The 12,555-nt window shown below is 68.6% G+C and carries 12 protein-coding genes and 1 pseudogene; 1 reads left to right on the top strand and 12 read right to left on the bottom strand.

Going from position 1 to position 12,555, the window contains the following annotated elements:
• Nucleotides 1–8: 8 nt before the first annotated feature.
• From virB11 to Q0326_RS07325, 11 genes are read right to left on the bottom strand one after another with little or no spacing between them, the layout of a single operon-like run.
• Nucleotides 9–1,022 carry a P-type DNA transfer ATPase VirB11 gene (virB11, locus tag Q0326_RS07375; RefSeq protein WP_298688703.1) on the bottom strand — a complete coding sequence of 338 codons (1,014 nt, stop codon included), beginning with the start codon at nucleotides 1,020–1,022 and terminating at the stop codon, nucleotides 9–11.
• Entirely contained in the window at nucleotides 1,019–2,158 is a 1,140-nt protein-coding gene (locus Q0326_RS07370) for a TrbI/VirB10 family protein (RefSeq protein ID WP_298688700.1), read from the bottom strand. The genes virB11 and Q0326_RS07370 overlap by 4 nt, the downstream gene beginning before the upstream one ends.
• Nucleotides 2,155–2,979 carry a TrbG/VirB9 family P-type conjugative transfer protein gene (locus tag Q0326_RS07365; protein ID WP_298688698.1) on the bottom strand — a complete coding sequence of 275 codons (825 nt, stop codon included), beginning with the start codon at nucleotides 2,977–2,979 and terminating at the stop codon, nucleotides 2,155–2,157. Before Q0326_RS07365 ends, Q0326_RS07370 begins: the two co-directional genes overlap by 4 nt.
• Nucleotides 2,976–4,190, bottom strand: coding sequence for a type IV secretion system protein (locus tag Q0326_RS07360; RefSeq protein ID WP_298688696.1), 1,215 nt, complete (start codon nucleotides 4,188–4,190; stop codon nucleotides 2,976–2,978). The genes Q0326_RS07365 and Q0326_RS07360 overlap by 4 nt, the downstream gene beginning before the upstream one ends.
• On the bottom strand, nucleotides 4,187–6,601 hold the full coding sequence (locus tag Q0326_RS07355; RefSeq protein WP_298688694.1) for a VirB4 family type IV secretion/conjugal transfer ATPase: 2,415 nt from the start codon (nucleotides 6,599–6,601) through the stop codon (nucleotides 4,187–4,189). The genes Q0326_RS07360 and Q0326_RS07355 overlap by 4 nt, the downstream gene beginning before the upstream one ends.
• Nucleotides 6,602–6,621: 20 nt before the next feature.
• Entirely contained in the window at nucleotides 6,622–6,900 is a 279-nt protein-coding gene (locus Q0326_RS07350; RefSeq protein WP_298688692.1) for a type IV secretion system protein VirB3, read from the bottom strand.
• Nucleotides 6,900–7,202, bottom strand: a complete 303-nt coding sequence (locus Q0326_RS07345; protein WP_298688690.1) for a TrbC/VirB2 family protein — start codon at nucleotides 7,200–7,202, stop codon at nucleotides 6,900–6,902. The genes Q0326_RS07350 and Q0326_RS07345 overlap by 1 nt, the downstream gene beginning before the upstream one ends.
• Nucleotides 7,199–7,813 (bottom strand): lytic transglycosylase domain-containing protein, encoded by a 615-nt coding sequence (locus tag Q0326_RS07340; protein WP_298688688.1) that lies wholly within the window; start codon nucleotides 7,811–7,813, stop codon nucleotides 7,199–7,201. The genes Q0326_RS07345 and Q0326_RS07340 overlap by 4 nt, the downstream gene beginning before the upstream one ends.
• Before the next feature lie 29 nt (nucleotides 7,814–7,842).
• On the bottom strand, nucleotides 7,843–9,186 hold the full coding sequence (locus Q0326_RS07335) for an Nramp family divalent metal transporter (protein ID WP_298688686.1): 1,344 nt from the start codon (nucleotides 9,184–9,186) through the stop codon (nucleotides 7,843–7,845).
• A 55-nt stretch (nucleotides 9,187–9,241) separates the two neighbouring features.
• Complete coding sequence (locus Q0326_RS07330) at nucleotides 9,242–10,216, bottom strand: ferritin-like domain-containing protein (RefSeq protein ID WP_298688684.1); 975 nt, start codon at nucleotides 10,214–10,216, stop codon at nucleotides 9,242–9,244.
• A 26-nt stretch (nucleotides 10,217–10,242) separates the two neighbouring features.
• Entirely contained in the window at nucleotides 10,243–11,190 is a 948-nt protein-coding gene (locus Q0326_RS07325; RefSeq protein WP_298688682.1) for a ferritin-like domain-containing protein, read from the bottom strand.
• Nucleotides 11,191–11,397: 207 nt separating this feature from the next.
• On the opposite strand from Q0326_RS07325, the gene Q0326_RS07320 reads away from it, so the two are divergent.
• Nucleotides 11,398–12,159, top strand: a complete 762-nt coding sequence (locus tag Q0326_RS07320; RefSeq protein ID WP_298688680.1) for a Crp/Fnr family transcriptional regulator — start codon at nucleotides 11,398–11,400, stop codon at nucleotides 12,157–12,159.
• Nucleotides 12,160–12,254: 95 nt separating this feature from the next.
• Here the strand turns inward: Q0326_RS07320 and Q0326_RS07315 are convergent.
• Nucleotides 12,255–12,555: pseudogene (locus tag Q0326_RS07315) on the bottom strand (transposase); the annotation flags it as partial.

Raw genomic sequence — 12,555 nt, 5'->3', positions numbered from 1 at the left:
CGTCGACGTCACGCGACCGGTGCCGCCGCGGCAGGATTGCCGCCGTCGCCGATCCATTCGATCGCGGCGATCCGGCGTCGCCCGTCGCGCCGCTCGAGTTGCACGACGATGTCGATCATCGAGCGCGCATAGGCGATCGTGTCGGCGCGCGAGAGGCCGAGGCCCGCCTGCATCACCATCAGCGCAAGCTGTTCGAGCGCCCCCGACGGCGAATTGGCGTGGATCGTGGTGAATGAGCCGGGATGGCCGGTGTTGATCGCGCGCAGGAAGCTGACCGCTTCGCGCCCGCGCAGTTCGCCGAGCACGATCCGATCGGGGCGCAGCCTGAGCGCGGCCTGGAGCAGGTCCTCGGTGGTGATCCGCGCCTCGCCCGTCTCGCCCTTGACCGCGACGAGACCGAGCCCGTTGGCGCAGCGCAGCCGGATCTCGGGCGTGTCCTCGACGAGGATGATGCGCTCATGCGCGGGCACCTCGCCGAGCAGCGCGTTGAGGAAGGTGGTCTTGCCGGTCGAGGTGCCGCCGCTGACCAGGATCGTGCGGCGCTGCGCGATCGCCTGGCGGAGGAAGCCGATCGGGTCGGCCTGCTTGTCGCGCATCGGCGCGGGGTCGGTCGCCGCCAGCGCGCCGCTGTCATAGGCGTCGAGCGGCAGGTCGACCATGCGGTGCCGCCGAATCGCCATCGCCCAATGGTCGCGCGTTGCCGAGGGCGCGACGAACTGGACGCGGGCGCCGTCGGGCAAGGTCGCCGAGAGCAAAGGTTGCTCGCGGTTGATGCCCTGATGGCTTACCCGCGCGATCTGCTCGGCGAGCCGGCGGATATGGCGATCGTCGACCTCGGGCAGAAGCACGCGCTGCATCGCGGGCATCCCCGCCGCCTCGACCCACATTTCGCCGGGCCGATTGATCAGCAATTCGGTCACGTCCTCGCGATCGAGCCAGGCGCGGAACGGCGCGAGATAGGCGTCGAGGAAGACGCTGCCGCTGTGTTCGCCGGCGTCGATCGTCTGGAGCGCGACGGTCATCGCGACTGCGCCACGGGTGCAACGGTCGAGAAGTCGAGATCGCGCGCGGTGAAGACGCGGATCGGCTGGCCTTGCGGCACCTTGATCGTCGGCGGGATGGCCGTGTCGCGCTGGGCGGCAACCGACGCCGCGCTCTGCCCGCCCCCCGACAGCACGACCGACGTCCCGCTGCTGCCGAGCGCGCCCAGGCCGCCGACCACCGAGAGCAGCACGGCGGACCCGAAGCGCTGCATGAAATGCCCGTCGACCTTGCCCGCCAGCCCCGAATTGCCCGCGAAATCGACCGCGGGCGAAGCGAGCGCGACCGAGGCGCCGTCGGGGCGGATCAACCGCGTCCAGATCACATAGGCGCGCGTCTGACCGGCGGCGAGCCCGGACTTATACTGGCCGATCAGCCGCGACGAGCGCGGAATCAGCACCTGCTTGCCGTCGAACGAGCGCACGTCGCGGCTGACCAGCGCGCGGACATAGCCAGGCAGGTCGGTGTCGATCGCGGTCTCGAGCACGGCCGGGATCAGCGTGCCCTGCGTCACCGTCATCGACGGGTCGCTGAGCTGCTGCGCGCTGGCGACCTGGACCTCACCGTCGCCGACACGGTTGGCGAATTGGTCATTGTCCGAGCCGCCGCCGGCAGCGCCGGGGTGGGTAGCGGTCGTCGCGCCAGGCAATGGCGCGGTTGCGGCCTGGGCGGCGGTCTGGACCGGTGCGGCGCCGGTATCGAACACCATGACCGGCGCCGGAGAAGGCCTCGCCGTCGGGGTCATCGCGATCGACGGCACCGAGGGCATCATCAGCGATCGCGGTGCGGTCGCCTGCGGCGCCACCGGAAGCGTCCCGGGCAACAGCGGCGCGGCGACCGGCAATGTCGGCTGCGAAGCCTGGGAATGCGGCAGCGCGCGGTGGCCGCTCATCGACCAGAAGGTCAGGCCACCGAGCAGCAGCGCGATGCCGCCGCCCGCGACGAGCCCGAACGAATCCTTTTTCGCGCGGTTGCCCGCGACGATGGGGAAGGCGTTGCGGCTGGCGTCGACCAGCGAGCGTTCGTCGAGCAGGCTGCGCGGATCGATCTCGCCCAGCCGCTGGAGGATCAGCCGGTTGGGCGTCGCACCGAGCGTGCGGGGGGTGTCGTGGCTCATGGCCGACCGTCCGCGACATGCGCATAGGGCCGGCCCGGGGTGACCGCATCGGCGAGCGTCGCGGGCCGAGCGGCGGCGGTGGGCGGGTCGGTGCGTTCGGGCGGCGGGCCGTGCGGCACCGGCGTCAGCGTCGCGATCTGCTTGCCCTGGCGCAGGATGAGCTGATCAGGCACGCCCTCGACGACGATCGTGTCACCATGCACCGTATAATTGACCGGGCCCTCGATCCCGTTCGACTCGCGCACGAGGATCGCAGGCAGCGTCGCGTCCTTCGGCCATTGCAGATAGGTCGAGTGACCGTCGTCGAACGAGCGGTCGGGCAGCAGATGCTTGTCGCCGCGGCTGGCCCAGGCGAAATTGAGCGCTGCCGGGTCTGGCGCGGGTGGCGACGGCGGGGTCGCGACGATCGTCGTGGCCGCGGCGATCTCGGCGGCGGCGAGTTTGGGTGCCGGCGCGTGCGGAGGCGTCGGATAGCGGAAGCGGAGCATGTAGACCGCCGGTGTCGACGCCGCGCTGACGAGGTCGAACAGATAGGTATGCTGGTCGGTCACCACCGTCATGTTGGTCCGTGCGCGCGCACCAGCCGGTTTGACGAACAGCAGATTGGCGCGCTTGTTGGGCGTGACCTGCCAGGCGGCGGAGTCGCCGACCGCGACATTCTCGATCTTCTCGTCGTCGGCGAAGACGATCGTCGACTCGATCCCGGCGTGCCCGTGTAGGACCACGACATCGCTACCCTGATAGTCGCGCGTCGCGATACGGGGGTCGGCGTGCGCCAGCGTCGGGGCCAGCGCGAGCATGGATAGGAGGCGGCGCTTCACGAGATCTGCTCCTTCGAACGGACAGCGGGCTGCGCGCGGAAGCGACTGCCGAGACCCTGGACACGATGATCGATGCGGGCGGGCGGCGGCGCAGCCCCCGCGATCGGGATGACCTGCGCCGACTGGCGGGCGCGTCCCATGCCGCCGCCCGATCCGCCGCTGCTGTCGGCCGGTGCCGGCAGCGAGGCGACGATGCCGCGGACGCGCTCGTCGCTGGGCGATGACGAGGGACCGCGCGCGGCGCCACCCTGGATCAGCATCGGCGGCGCGCCGGACACGGACGTGGCGGAGCCGGAGGCGGCGACGCTATCCCGGAGGTCGCGATCGGCGCCGAACAGGCGCCAGCCCGACACTAGAGTCGTCGCGGTCTTGATCGCCATCACCAGCAGCGCGCAATAGACGCTGCTGCCGAGAAACAGCACCGCGACCGCGCGGCTCGACGGCTGACCGCCCTCGCCCGCGATGCCGCTGACGATCGGTTCCATCGCGACCACCGCGCCGCCACCGATCAGCACCGCGAACAGCGGCACGCAGGCGAACAGCACGACGCCCTTCAGCCAGCCCTCGAACAGGCCGCGCGTCCCCTTGAACAGCGACAGCACGATGAACACGGGCCCCAGCGCGAGCATGGCGGCGAGCGCGATCTTCGACGTGACCAGCACGCCGACGGTGCCGAGCAGCAGCAGCAGGGCCGACAGCCACAGCACGGTCGAGGCGGAGAAGCCGCCGACCAGCGTCGTCGCCGGCGTGATCCCGGTCTCGGTCGTCGGTGCGGGCTTGGCGGCCGCCTGCGCGGCGTCGGCGACCGCGGCGAACAGACGGTCGAGACGATCGGCGAAGGCGGTGGTCGCCGAGCCGTGCGTACCCGCGACCAGCGTCGCGACCTGATCCGGCGCGCCGGTCGCCAGCGTCCAGACGACATTCTGATAGGCCGCCCACGACGTCGCGAAGGTCAGCACCAGCCCAAGCGTCAGCATCCGCGGGGTCAGCGCCGCGACGCCGATCCGGGTGCGGCCGGTGAGAAGGCCGATCGCAAACAGCGCGACATAGATGGTCAGCAGCAGAGTCAGCGCGGTCAGCAGCCGCCCGTCGGCGCCGAACAGCCGGCCGAAGGCATAGGCGGTCGCCTCGCCGGTGCGGCAGTCGACGCTGCGCAGCGCGGCGGAGATGCCGGCCGAGCCGCCCGACATCAAGGAGGGGCAGGCGATCACTCGGCTGCCTCGGCATAGGGCGGCGCGTCCGGCTCACCCGCCGGCCAGGGCTGGCCGGTCAGCAGCGGATACCAGCGCGCGGGTTCGTCGCCGACCTGGCCGCGCAGCATGTCGAGCCGACGGACGCTGGCTTCGCGGCCCGACAGCACGGTCAGCAGATCGGGCTGACCGGCGAGATCGAGCCGCGCCACCACCGAATGATTGGCATGGCGGACAAGGAAGCAGCGGCTGTGCGCGGGCAGCTGTCGGATCAGTTCGAGTTCATGCTCGGACAGGCCGAAGCCCTGGCAATAATCCTCCGCGCGCGCCTTGGGATTGGGCGTGAAGATCATCGTCGCGGTCTGTTCGACCAGCGCGGAGGCGATCCGGCTGTCGAGCGCGTCGCGCGCGGACTGGGTCGCGAAGCCGACGATCGCGTTGCGCTTGCGCAGCGTCTTCAGCCAGTCGCGGATGCGCGCGGCGAACACCGCGTCGTCGAGCGCCTTCCAGCCCTCGTCGATCAGGATCATCGCGGGCTCGCCGTCGAGCCGCTCGTCGATGCGGTGGAAGAGATACATCATCGCCGGCGTGCGCAGCACCGGGCTGTCGAGCAGCGCGGTCATGTCGAAGCCGATGATCCGCGCCTCGAGATCGAGCCGGTCGGCAGCGTTGTCGAACAGCCACGCCTGCGCGCCATTGCCGATCCACGGCTCGAGCCGCGATCCGAGGTCGCCGGGCTCGGGCCGACGCGCGCCGCCGAGCAGTTCGCGGAAATAGCGCAGGCGGCGGAATGCGGGTTCGGCGTCGAAACAGGCATCGACCGCGGCGGCGATCGTCGCGGTCTCCTGGGGACCGTCGACCTGCAGCATCACGCCCAGCCAGTCGCGCAGGAAAGCACGGTTGACCGCGCTGTCGGGCAGCTGGAGCGGATTGAGCCCGCTCGGCTCGCCCGGCAGCAGGCGGCTGTAGGTGCCCCCGGAGGCGCGCAGGAAGATCTCGGCGCCGCGATCCTTGTCGAACAGGATGGTGCGCGGCGTGAAGCGCTGCGCCTGCGCGGCGAGGAAGTTGAGCACCACGGTCTTGCCCGAGCCCGACGGGCCGATGACCGTGAAGTGCCCGAGATCGCCCTCGTGGAAATTGAAGAAATAGGGCGTGGCGGCGGTGGTCTCGAGCACGGTGACCGCCTCGCCCCAATGATTGCCCTGTCCGCGCCCGATCGGCAGCCCATGCAGCGACAGGAAGCCCGCGGCGTTGGCGGTCGAGATCAGCGCGCGACGGACGATATAGGCCTCGTTGCCCGGGAACTGGCCCCAGAAACAAGGTTCGAGGTTCAAGTCCTCGCGCACCGCGACCGCGCCGATGTCGGCGAGCGCGGCGCCGGCGGACGCCATCGCCCCGTCAAGCGCGGTGATGTCCGCAGCCCGGACCAGCAGGGAGAGGTGGTGGTCGCCGAACCCGGCCTGGCCCGCACCCAGCGCGTCGCGCGCCGCGAGCATCTCGCGGCGTTCGGCCCCGGCCTCCTCGTCGGCCGAGCGCAGGCGGCGAATGGCGAGATCGATCCGTTCGCGCGCGACCTGGCGGTCGGCGGGCGCGAAGCTTTCGGTCAGCACCAGTTCGTGCGGCAGGCGCAGGATATTGTCGATCAGCCCGGCGCGGGTCGCATCGGGATAGTCCTTGATTGAGAGCATGCCGGCAAAGTCGCGCCCGGCCGCGCGCCGCGCCTCGATCGCCTCGAGCCCGAAGCTGACCCGCGCATAGGGAATGTGGTGGCCGAGATCGACATCGTCCTCGGGCAGCAGCACCGGGCGCATCTCGCCATTGTAGATCGCGGACAGCATCTCGAGCGGCTCGGAACAGCGTCCCCCGGCGCCATCGTAGACGCCGAGCGCCCGCGCGCCATAGGGCTCGAGCGCCGCCATCAGCGCCGTGCACGCCGCATCGAGCGCGCGCGCATCGCCGATGTCGGTCTCGGCCTCGCTGCCGGCGAATTTGCGGCGCAGGCGATCGGCCCAGCCGGTCTTGCCGCGCGCGGGGCGCCGCAGAAGTGTCACGACCTGCTCGTTGACGAACAGCCGGCGCTCGTCGAGCCGGGCCTGCCAGCGGGCGTTGACCAGCGCGGCGAAGGGTTCGTCGAAGCCATTGTCGAGCGCGACCGCGACCCGCCTGCGGATGACGTGATGATAGACGACGAAGCGCGCGTCGAGCACCGAGCGCAGCATCGTCTCGCGGACGCCGAGATGATGGTCGAGCGCGTCCGAATCCTCGGTTTCGAACGGCAGGCCGGGCACCTGGATCATCCGCATCAGCGATCCGTCGCGCAGCCGTAGCATGTGCGCGTCGAGATGGCGCGCGTAGGGCAGCCGGTCGCCCGCCTTGGCTTCCTTCGCGCCCCATGCCGCGGGGCCGATCCACTTCTGCTTCGGACGAGACATTCCGTCCCCCTTCTGCGCCGTCATGGCGCGTAGCTGTTGCAGCCCCAGCGCTTCCAGTTGCGGACGCGCGGGCAGCGGCTGACCTTGGTGAGCCAGAGATCGAAGATGCGTGGCTCGCGCAGGCAGGCGAGATAGCCGGCGCCGTGGACGACGAGCGCGACGGGCAAGGCCAGGAAGCTGCGCGTCATCAGGAACGCCTCGGTGGTCACCGCCGCGTTGATCACGAAGAAGCTGTAGGTCACGCCCGCGAACATCTGCGGACGCGTCAGCGCGCGAAATACGGGCGCGCGCGCCAGCATCAGTGGGTCACCGCCGCGGTGGACTGGATGCCGGTGACGATTGCCGAGGCACCGAACAGGACGAAGCAGCCGACGATCACGGTCGCGCCGAAGCGCCAGTTCATGCGGCCGGTCAGCATCATGAAGCCGACCATCGCGACCGCGATGACCGCGACCGCGGTTGCGACGTTGCCGAGCAGCGTACCCTGAAGCCAGCCGAGCGCCGCCACGATCGGGCCCGAGCCCGCCGGGTCAGCCGCAGCCTGCGCAAAGGCCGCGCTCGGCGACAGCAGCGCGGCGAGCGCCATCGCACGTTTGATCATCGTATCACTCCTAGGCTGATGACGGTGGGTACGGCGGACGAGACGGCGCCCAGCCGGCCGATGATGGTCGAGACATAGGCGCGGGTCTCGGCGATGGCGGGGACGCCGCCCGCGCGCAGCACGCGGCCGGGACCGGCGTTATAGGCGGCCAGTGCGCGCTCGACGTCGCCATCGAACAGATCGAGCATCTGGCGCAGATAGCGGGCGCCCCCGGCAAGATTGGCGGCCGCGTCGCGCGGATCGACCTGCATCGCGCGCGCGGTCGCGGGCATCAGCTGGGTCAGTCCGATCGCGCCCTTGGTCGACAGCGCGGTTGACCGCCAGCCGCTCTCGCGCCCGACCAGTGCCGCCAGCAGATCGGGGCTGAGCCGGTATTGCGACGCGGCCATCGCCAGCGATTGCGCGTAGCCCGCCGGCATTGCCGGCGCCTCGACCAGCGTGACCGCGGCGGCCGGCACCTCCGGCGCGGCCTCCGGCGTGTCGCCCGCGATCGTCGCGACATCCTCGGTCCAGACGACCGCCGCCACGCCCGAACGCGTCTTCACTGCGCCGTCGCCGGCGACCTCGAACACGTCCGCATGCGCCGCACCGACGCCTAGCGTAGCCGCCATCGCGATCGCTCCGAGGCCGACGACGCGCCTCACCACAGGCTTCCCAGCAGCACGAGGTTGAGCCCGATCACCGCAAACGCGACCGCCCATGCACCCCATTTGAGCACGCCGCGGCTCGCGAAGCGGCCCATCATCGCGCTGTCGGAAGTGAACCGCACCAGCGGTACCACCGCGAACGGCAGTTGCAGGCTGAGCACGACCTGACTGAGCACGAGCATCCTGGCCGAGCCATTGGCCCCATAGATCGCCGCGACGACGGCCGCGGGGATCACCGCGAGCAGCCGCGTGATCAGCCGGCGGCTCCAGGCCGGCATCTTGAGGTCGACGAAGCCCTCCATCACGATCTGCCCGGCGAGCGTGCCGGTGATTGTCGAGTTCTGCCCCGAGGCAAGCAGCGCGACCGCGAACAAAACGCTCGCCGCGCCCGCGCCCATCAGCGGGCTGAGCATGCGGAAGGCGTCCTGAATCTCGGCGACGTCGGTCATGCCGGCTTTGTGGAAGGTCGAGGCCGCCAGGATCAGGATCGCGGCGTTGATGCCGAAGGCGAGCATCAGTGCGACCGTGCTGTCGATCGTCGCGAGCTTGACCGCCTCGGCCTTGCCTTGGGGCGAGCGCTCGAACCGCCGCGTCTGCACGATCGACGAGTGAAGGTAGAGATTGTGCGGCATCACCGTCGCGCCGAGAATGCCGATCGCGAGATACAGCGTGCCTGGGTTGGTGAGAATATCGGCATGCGGTACGAACCCGCCGGCGATCCCGGCGACCAGCGGCTGAGCGAGGATCAGCTCGACGATGAAGCAGCCCGCGATCAGCCCGAGCAGCGCGATGATGAACGTCTCGAGCTTGCGGAAGCCGTGCTTCTGCAGCGCCAGCACGATCAGCACGTCGGCGGCGGTGAGGCAGACGCCGATCACCATCGGAATGTGGAACAGCAGTTGCAGCGCGATCGCGGTGCCAATCACCTCGGCGAGATCGCAGGCGACGATCGCCACTTCGCACAGCAGCCACAGCGCGACGCGGGTGCGCCGGCCATAATGCTGGCGGCAGGCCTGGGCGAGATCGAGCCCGGTGACGATGCCAAGCCGCGCCGACAGCGCCTGGAGCAGCATCGCCATGAAATTGGCGACGAGCACGACAGAGAGAAGTTCATAGCCATAGGCCGAGCCGCCGGCGACGTCGGTCGCCCAATTGCCCGGGTCCATATAGCCGACCGCGACGAGGTAGCCGGGGCCGGAGAAGGCGGCGAGCTTACGCCAGAACGCGCCCTTGCCCTGCGGCACGGCGATCGAGCGATTGACCTCCGACAAGCTGGCACCCTGCGGCGCGGGCCGGCGGATGTCGACGGGTATGTCGAGGGCTACAAGCGCATTCATGTCCACCCCTCCCATCCTGGCCTGCGGGACGGCGTGAACCGCCCCGCAGTCGCGTTCATGCGCCGCCGACGGTGCTCATGTTGATCGTCCCGTTGACCCCGTTCGGGAAAAAGCCGCCCTTCTGTGCGGCGACGTTGGTCAGATAGACGATGTCGAGCACCTGGCCGGTGGTGCGGCTGTAGACGATCGAATTGCCGTCGGTGGGCACGAGGTTGGCGGCGCCGGAGGAATCGGTGAGCCCCTGGTCGTCGTCGCTCGGGCCGTCGAGGCTGTCGCGTGCGTCGGAGATCTTGTTCGCCGCGGTGATCAGCGTCGGCGCCTGGATGCCCTTGCCGTAGAGCACGGTGCGCACCAGCCCGGCGTGATAGGCTTCCGCTGCAAGGATTCCGGCGGCGGCCTCGAGATAGGTGCTGCTCTTGATCAGCGGCGAGGCGCCCTTGTAGGCGGTGACGCCGACGTCCTCGAAGATGAACGCGCCGAGCAGGAAATTCTCGTCGCTGGCATAGGGATCGAACACCTGGCCCTTGGTGATCAGCCCGGCGGCGACCGCCGCGCTGGAGAAGGCGCTCGTCGCGCTCGCGCTGATGTCGATCGCCGGCTGCGCGACCGCGGCGCCGCCGAGGGCGGAGCGCAGGAAGGCGACGTGCGCCATCTCGTCGCCCGCGATCTCATTGGCATATTGCTTGACGATCGGATCGGTGAACGCGACCTGACGGCCGCCGGCGACGGCGCCCTGGGTGCCGGTACCGCCGAGCATGCTTTGCGGCAGCCCCGCGCCGGTGGTCGCATAGACGTAAAATTGCGCCTCGAGATATTCGAGGTTGAGCGCGAAGTTGAGGATGTCGCCATCGCCGATCACGGTGGCGGGCGCCGGGGCCGTAGTCTTGTCGTCGCCGCCGCAGCCGGCGAGCAGCGACGAGCCCGCGATCAGCGCGGTGCCGGCGCCTGCTACCTTGAGAAATTTCCGCCGTTCGTCGCGTCGACGCGCCTGGCGCTCGAGCACTTCGGCGATGAGATGATGCTGGTTCATGGCAATGCCTCCCTTGGCTCGCGTTTTTAGTTTGCGGCGCTCATCGTGATGTTGCCGTTCATGCCCGCCGGGAAGAAGCCGCCCTTGGCGACCGCCGCCTTGTTCAGATAGACGATGTTGAGCACCTGGCCGGTCGAACGGCTGTAGGCGAGCCCGTTGGCATCGAGCGGCACGATGTTGCTGGCGTTGCCGATCGGCGCGATGCCCTGGTCGTCGTCGGTCGGCCCGTCGAGGCTGTCGCGCGCGTTGGAAATCGCCTCGGTCGCCTGGATCAGCCCGAGCGACGGCGTCTGGATGCCCTTCACGTAGAGCGACGTCCTGACGATGCTGGCATGATAGGCCTCGACGGCGAGAATGCCGGCGGCGGCCTCGGTATAGGTCTTGTTGGTGATCAGCGGCGCGGCTCCCTTATAGGCGGTGACGCCGACGTCCTCGAAGATGAACGCACCGAGCAGGAAGGCCTCGTCGCTGGCATAGGGATCGAAGCTCTGCCCCGCGCCGATCAGCCCGGCGGCGCGTGCTGCGCTCGAGAAGGCGCCATTGGGATCGGTGCCGACATCGATCGCCGGCTGCGATACCGCCGAGCCGCCGAGCTGCGTGCGCAGGAACGTGACGTGATTGACCTCGTCGGTCGCGATTTCCTTGGCATAGGCGGCGACGACGGGATCCTTGAACGCGACCTGCCGTCCGCCGATGACGGCGCCCTGAGTCCCCGTCCCGGTCAGGATATTGGCCGGCAGGCCGGTGCCGAACACCGCATAATGATAGAATTGCGCCTCGAGATATTCGAGATTGAGCGCGAAGTTGAGAATGTCGGCATCGCTGATTGCTGCGGCCTGTGCTGCGCTCGACAATGTCGAGGCCACCAATCCGCCCGCAGCAACCGCGCCGAAGGCACGGAAGAAGGATCGCCTGTCCTCGCGTCGTTTGGCACGATCTTCGAGCACGTCGATGATCTGGTCCTGGTCGGTCATCCGAAAGCCTCCCTTGATTTGTTTGGCGAAGGCTCGCACCGATTTCCCGGCAACGCCAGCAGCGGCTTGGCTGGGTACGGCAGCGTACATAAGCCCTCCGCCATCGCAGATTGAATGTCTCGCGAACGGACCGAACTTAATTGTCGCTCGTTCAATCCAAAGCGCACTTGCCGCGTATCTTCGGCGAACGTTGGGGAAGTTCGCGATATGCTGATGCGCTCGAGCCAGTTTGGGACGATGACATCCAGCAGGAATATCCTGCTGCAGACCTTGGACCGCAGCGATCGGGAATTGCTGGAGCCGCACTTCGAAGAGATTGAGCTGAAACGCGGCGAGGTGCTGATCCAACCCGACGAAGCGCTCGACTTCGTCTATTTCCCGAATTCGGGCATTTTCTCGGTCGAGGAGTGCATTGGCCGCCGCCGGCATATCGAGATTGCTGTCGTCGGGCATGAAGGATTGCTTGGCTGGCCAGCTCTTCTTGGATGTGCGCGCTCGTGCCACTCGGCTGTCGTTCAGGGCCATGACGGATCGGCGTTGCGGATCGGCGTGCGAAGCTTCCTCGATGCCTGTCGGGAGAGTGGCACCCTCAGAATGGTCCTATTGAGCTTCGTGCAGACCATCATCCTGCAGATGGCGCGCGCCATTGCATCGCACCTCGATCATTCCCTCGATCAGAATCTCGCCCGGTGGCTGCTGATGCGCCACGATCGCGTCGATGGTGACGAACTACATGTCCGCCACGAAGAGATTGCGGACGCGATCGGCGTCCGTCGTGCCAGCATCACTGATACGATGCATGTTCTGGAGGGCGATCACCTTGTCCGATGCAATCGCGGCCGCCTCGTCATCCGCGACCGCCGCGAACTGGAACGCGTCGCCGGCGAAGCTTATGGACATGCGGAACGACAGTATCGAACGATGATCGCGCCGTTCGGCAAGCTGCCGGCCGATTTTTCATTGTCTTAAGACCGATCGATCCGGGCAACGCGGAGGGTGTGTCAAGAGCAAGTGCCGATGCGCGCCTAAACCGACTCGAACGGCCTAAGCTCAGGACCCATTGGTCATAGCCAGAAGATGACGGTGGCCGCGAGCGCGACGGCGGCCAGGAAGACGGTCGGGCATCGGTCATAGCGGGTAGCGACACGGCGCCAGTCCTTCAGGCGTCCGAACATGATCTCGATCCGACTGCGACCTCGGTAGCGGCGCTTGTCGTATTTGACGGGTTGGCTGCGCGATCTCGCCCCGGGATGCACGCTTTGATGCCCTTCTCCTGAAGCGCATTCCTGAACCAGTCGGCGTCGTAGCCGCGGTCGCCGAGCAGCCACTGCGCCTTGGGCAGGTCGTCCAGCAGGGCTGCCGCGC

Source organism: uncultured Sphingomonas sp. (genome assembly GCF_937859915.1).
Classification (GTDB): domain Bacteria; phylum Pseudomonadota; class Alphaproteobacteria; order Sphingomonadales; family Sphingomonadaceae; genus Solisphingomonas.
The sequence above is the reverse complement of the archived record's forward strand: the minus strand, read 5'-3'. Positions and strand labels throughout refer to the sequence as shown.

Excerpts from the sequence above, each read along its gene's own strand:
- virB11 (WP_298688703.1), bottom strand. The coding sequence starts at position 1,022 with ATGACCGTCGCGCTCCAGACGATCGACGCCGGCGAACACAGCGGCAGC.
- Q0326_RS07370 (WP_298688700.1), bottom strand. The coding sequence starts at position 2,158 with ATGAGCCACGACACCCCCCGCACGCTCGGTGCGACGCCCAACCGGCTG.
- Q0326_RS07355 (WP_298688694.1), bottom strand. The coding sequence starts at position 6,601 with ATGTCTCGTCCGAAGCAGAAGTGGATCGGCCCCGCGGCATGGGGCGCG.
- Q0326_RS07350 (WP_298688692.1), bottom strand. The coding sequence starts at position 6,900 with ATGCTGGCGCGCGCGCCCGTATTTCGCGCGCTGACGCGTCCGCAGATG.
- Q0326_RS07345 (WP_298688690.1), bottom strand. The coding sequence starts at position 7,202 with ATGATCAAACGTGCGATGGCGCTCGCCGCGCTGCTGTCGCCGAGCGCG.
- Q0326_RS07340 (WP_298688688.1), bottom strand. The coding sequence starts at position 7,813 with ATGGCGGCTACGCTAGGCGTCGGTGCGGCGCATGCGGACGTGTTCGAG.
- Q0326_RS07335 (WP_298688686.1), bottom strand. The coding sequence starts at position 9,186 with ATGAATGCGCTTGTAGCCCTCGACATACCCGTCGACATCCGCCGGCCC.
- Q0326_RS07330 (WP_298688684.1), bottom strand. The coding sequence starts at position 10,216 with ATGAACCAGCATCATCTCATCGCCGAAGTGCTCGAGCGCCAGGCGCGT.
- Q0326_RS07325 (WP_298688682.1), bottom strand. The coding sequence starts at position 11,190 with ATGACCGACCAGGACCAGATCATCGACGTGCTCGAAGATCGTGCCAAA.
- Q0326_RS07320 (WP_298688680.1), top strand. The coding sequence starts at position 11,398 with ATGCTGATGCGCTCGAGCCAGTTTGGGACGATGACATCCAGCAGGAAT.